The organism is Microbispora sp. GKU 823, assembly GCF_002027145.1.
GTDB lineage: Bacteria > Actinomycetota > Actinomycetes > Streptosporangiales > Streptosporangiaceae > Microbispora > Microbispora siamensis.
The window spans coordinates 1-4,236 of record NZ_MWJN01000209.1 but is presented as its reverse complement, the minus strand read 5'-3'; the positions used below and the strand labels follow the sequence as shown (position 1 = coordinate 4,236).

The window sequence follows — 4,236 nt, the reverse complement described above, 5'->3', positions numbered from 1 at the left end:
GCCCGCATCGACTCGTACTGACCGAAACGCTCCAGAATCTGGTCGCTGGTCCAGCCGAGCGCCTTCAGCAGCACGGTCACGGGCTGCTTGCGCTTGCGGTCGATGCGCACGCCAACGCTGTCACGCTTGTCGATCTCGAACTCCAGCCAGGCTCCCCTGGACGGGATGACCTTGCCTCCGTGGAGCTCCTTGTCCGACGTCTTGTCCACGCTGCGTTCGAAGTAGACACCCGGGGACCGGACGAGCTGGGAGACCACGACACGCTCGGTGCCGTTGACGATGAAGGTGCCCTTCGACGTCATGAGCGGGAAGTCGCCCATGAACACCGTCTGGCTCTTGATCTCACCTGTGGTGTTGTTGATGAACTCCGCCGTGACGAACATCGGGGCGGAGTAGGTCATGTCCTTGTCTTTGCACTCATCGACTGAGTACTTGGGCGGCTCGAACCTGTGGTCCCGGAACGACAGGGACATGGTTCCGGAGAAGTCCTCGATGGGACTGATCTCCTCGAAGATCTCTTCGAGACCCGATTGGGCCGGAATGTCCTTGCGCCCGGCCTGGCGAGCCGCCTCAACCCGGCCCTTCCATCTCTCGTTGCCCACCAGCCAGTCGAAGGACTCGGTCTGCAGGGCGAGAAGGTCGGGCACTTCGAGCGGCTCCTCGATGCGTGCGAAAGAGACGCGGCGAGGACCGGCGGGTACGGCGAAAGCGCGGGGCGAGGCTGCCAACAGATGTCCTTCCGAGGGCTCGCGGACTGACTACGCGCACGCCGGACGACAGCTCAGTCGAGGAGAAGGAGTGGGATGCCGAGGGCGGGCGTGGAAGGGCAGCATAAAGCAAACTGCAAACGAATGTCCACACTTATCGGAATTGTCAACCTCTATCCCGTAATCAGAATCGCACGCCCGCGTGGAAATCGTCAAGCCGCGCTCGCGAAAATCCCATCGGCCGCTCACCTGCGCCCCATCCTGCCCGACCTGGGCAGGACGGCGAGCAGGGCCGCCGCGGCCAGCGCACCCGCCACCCACATGACCGGTGCGATCCCCAGCACCTCCGCCGTGCGTCCGCCCACCAGCGCCCCGAACGCGATCGCCGCGTTGAACACCCCGACGAACAGGGCGGACGCCGCCTCGCGGGCCTGACGCGCGGCGGCCGACAACCACGCCTGCGTGGTCACCGACACGCCCCCGTACGCCAGACCCCACAGCACCAGCAGCGCCGCGCCGGACGCCGGCGTACGTCCGAGTTCCGGGACGAGCAGGACGGTGGCCGCGAGTGCCGCGCAGATGATCGGCAGCGTCGTGCGCGGCGACCGCGCCGCCCCCGCGCCGGCCGCGAAGTTGCCGACGACCCCCGCCACACCGTAGGCGAGCAGCAGCGCGCCGATCAGACCGCCGTCCACGCCCGAGATCCGCTCCAGCACGGGCCGGACATAGGTGTAGGCGGCGAAGTGCCCGGTGACCAGCAGCGCGGTCGCGACCAGGCCCGTGCGCACCTCCCGCTCCCCCGCCAGCCGCGCCAGCGCGCCCAGCCGCACCGGTCGCTCGGCCGGCATCCGGGGCAGCAGGGCCGCCAGCGCGAAGGCCACGACCACCGACACCAGCCCGGCCGCGGCGAACGCCGTACGCCACCCCGCGACCTGGCCCAGAGACGTTCCGGCCGGCACGCCGAGGACCGACGCGACGGCGACTCCGCTGAAGACGAGGGCGGTGCCGGTCCCCGCCGACCTCGCGGGCAGCAGCCGGGGCGCCAGCGACGCGGCGACCGGCCAGACGCCGCCCATGGCCAGGCCGATCAGCACCCGTCCCGCCATCATGACGGCGAAATCGTCTGCCACCGCGGCCATGAAGTCGCCCACCGCGAGCAGCAGCATCAACGCCCACAGCAGCACCCGCCGGTCCAGCCGTCCGGCGGCGGGAGTGATCAGCGGCGCCGCCACCGCCGCCACCAACCCGGTGACCGTCAACGTCAGCCCGGCCGTCCCCTCGCCGATCCGCAACGTCCGGCCGATCGGGGTGAGCATTCCCACCGGCAGCATCTCGGAGGTCACGACCGTGAACGTCGCGGTGGCCACGGCGAAGACGCCCGCCCAGCCGCGCAGCGCCGATCTCCCGGGGACGATCTCTCGTAGTGTTTCCGTCACCGCTCCAGGCAACCGGGGAGGGCTCGTCGGGAACAACGGCCGTTCTCTCATCCTTCGATCAGCCGGGCTCATCGATGACCGGTCCGGCGTCCGGGGCCCTGATCGTGACGTCGCGAAAGGAGAGGCGGCCCGGATATGAGCGGCCTGGAGATGCGCGAGCTGGAGTGTTTCCTCGTGCTCGCCGAGGAGTTGCACTTCGGGCGTACGGGGGAACGGCTGTACATCTCACAGAGCAGGGTCAGCCAGCTGCTGCGCGCGTTGGAAAGCCGGATCGGCGCCCGGCTGGTCGAGCGCACCAGCCGCCGGGTCCGGCTCACCCCGCTCGGTGAGCGCTTCCTTGCCGGCCTGCGACCCGCGTACGACGGCCTGCGCGCCGCCGTCGACGACGCGCGCACGAGCGCCCGCGACGTGGACGGCTCACTGCGGATCGGCTTCCAGGGCGCCGTCAACGACCACGTGATGAGCGCCATGGCCCTGTTCGAGCGGCGGCATCCCCGCTGTGCCGCCGAGCTGGTGGAGGTGCCGCTGCGCGACCCGTTCGGCGCCCTGCGGCGGGGTGAGGCGGACCTGGCGGTCGTCCTGACGCCGGTCCTGGAGGACGACCTGGTGGTGGGGGCGGTCTTCTCGCGGCAGCCGCAGACGCTCGCCGTCTCGGCGGGCCATGCCTTCGCGAGCCATTCCTTCCTCCAGGCGGAGGAGCTGGCCGGGTGCGAGCTGATCGGAGTGGACAGCCCGGCGCCGGCATACTGGCGCTCCGCCGTCGCGCCCGCCGCCACCCCGCAGGGACGTCCGATCGGTACCGGTCCGAGGGTCGGCACGCTGCAGGAAGCGCTCACACTGGTCGCGGCGGGCCGGGGCGCGATGCTGCTGTGCGAGCCCACCGCGGAGTACCACGGCCGCCGCGCGCTGACCTTCGTTCCGGTGACCGGTCTGCCGGACTCCACGTTGGGGCTGGTCTGGCATCGCGACCGCGAGACCGCCCGGGTGCGCGCCTTCGCACGGGCCCTGGCGGAGGCCGGCCCCATCGAGGAACACCCCGCCGGGTAGTCAGGCCGCGGCGCGTGCGGGCCACAGGGTTCGCCGGGGCATGTCGCGCGCGAAGGCCGTACGCGGGCCGGCCGCCTGCCTCAGACGGATGCGGCCTCCCATACGAACCCGTCGGGGTCGGTGAAGGGCCCGGCATCGCCGCCGATCACGATCCGGTGTGATCCGGCGCCCTCTTGGGAGACGCCGGTGTCCTTGGCGAGGGCGCGGCGCGGGTAGAGCGCCAGCGTGACGGCCGACGCCGGGGTGTCGAACTCGACGTACTTGCCGCCGAAGCTCTTCGCCACGGCCAGGCCGCGGTCGACGTAGAACCGCTTGCTCGCCTTGACGTCGGCCACGCCCAAGAGGAGCGCGACCTGGTCGATGTGCCGGGTTGCGGGGCCGGTGTCCTTCTTGTTCGAGGTTGCGATCTTGCAGATCGTCCCGTCCGGCGCGCGTACGACGCCGCCGTAGCCCCAGAATCCCTTCGTGGCCGGCTTCAGGGTCGTGGCACCGGCGTCGAGGGCGGCGCCGATTAGGGCGTCGACGTCGGCCGGCTGGGACACCACGAGTGACAGCGCGAACCCACGGAAACCGGTCGTCGGCGCATCCGAAGCACGCACGTTCACGTAAGGGCCCAGACCGAAGGCTTCGTAGAAGGCGTCCGCGGTCGCGGGGTCGGGAACTTCGAGGATGACGGATTCGAAGGAGGTCATGGCAGGTCCTTTCGGCGAGGTGGGTTCGTGGTCGGGCCGGCCGCCGTGGGGGACGGACGCGGTAGGGGCAGGGGGGCGCTCAACGGTCCTGCAGGAGGCCGAGGACGTTGCCGTCGGGGTCGGTGACGGTGGCCACCAGGCGGCCGCCGCCGACCTCGTGCGCGGCCTCCTTCACGACGGCCCCAGCGGCGATCAGCTCGGCCAGCTTCGCCTCGATGTCCGGCACGTGCCAGTAGGCCACCGGCGAAGTCATGCCCTGCGGCCCAGCGCCCGGCACCAGCCCGATGTGCTGGCCCTCGGCATCGAAGCCGACGTAGTAGGACGAGTCGGTCTGCGGCGGAACGCCGAGCAGGG

4 protein-coding genes and 1 pseudogene are annotated in these 4,236 nt (G+C 70.8%); 1 reads left to right on the top strand and 4 read right to left on the bottom strand.

What is annotated here, in order from left to right:
* Nucleotides 1-728: pseudogene (locus B1L11_RS44080) on the bottom strand (DNA-directed RNA polymerase subunit beta); the annotation flags it as partial.
* 224 nt (nt 729-952) lie between these two features.
* Nucleotides 953-2,143 carry an MFS transporter gene (locus B1L11_RS44075; RefSeq protein ID WP_256863437.1) on the bottom strand — a complete coding sequence of 397 codons (1,191 nt, stop codon included), beginning with the start codon at nt 2,141-2,143 and terminating at the stop codon, nt 953-955.
* Between the two features lie 135 nt (nt 2,144-2,278).
* Between B1L11_RS44075 and B1L11_RS44070 the strand changes: the two genes are divergently transcribed.
* The gene (locus B1L11_RS44070) at nt 2,279-3,190 is read left to right on the top strand and encodes a LysR family transcriptional regulator (RefSeq protein ID WP_079321075.1); all 912 of its coding nucleotides are present in this window, start codon (nt 2,279-2,281) and stop codon (nt 3,188-3,190) included.
* Between the two features lie 80 nt (nt 3,191-3,270).
* Here B1L11_RS44070 and B1L11_RS44065 read toward each other — a convergent pair whose 3' ends face one another.
* Nucleotides 3,271-3,882: a glyoxalase gene (locus B1L11_RS44065; protein WP_079321074.1), complete on the bottom strand. Its 612-nt coding sequence runs from the start codon at nt 3,880-3,882 to the stop codon at nt 3,271-3,273.
* Nucleotides 3,883-3,961: 79 nt separating this feature from the next.
* On the bottom strand, nt 3,962-4,236 hold a 275-nt coding region (locus B1L11_RS44060; RefSeq protein WP_143737992.1), incomplete at its 5' end, for a VOC family protein.